The following is a 274-nucleotide window of genomic DNA, read 5'->3' on the forward strand; positions in this document are numbered from 1 at the left end:
TGCGCCCTCTTTGCCGATATGGTGTCGAAACTGCTCACCAAAGCGTTTAACCGTGCTTTCGGTAATCGGGAATGCTTTGCCACGATGACTAAATGTTATGATTTTCTCGTCGATGTGTTGCGGTAGGTTTAATTCAGGGGCGTCACTTAGCACAAATAGCATGCGTTCACGTTCAACGGTGACGTGTTGTTTGGCTTGGTTGTATGACGCTTTTTTATCGGCATGGGCTTGCTTGTTTTTGGCGTTGCTGTCAATGAGTGTTTGTATTTGCTCA

1 protein-coding gene is annotated in these 274 nt (G+C 46.0%); it reads right to left on the reverse strand.

The genetic code is table 11. The features are described from left to right. Positions 1 to 274: hypothetical protein (locus ACSV5T_RS09830; RefSeq protein WP_438320989.1), on the reverse strand; the 274-nt coding region annotated here is incomplete at both ends.

This window comes from Veillonella sp. ZSJB6 (genome assembly GCF_051549505.1).
GTDB lineage: Bacteria > Bacillota > Negativicutes > Veillonellales > Veillonellaceae > Veillonella.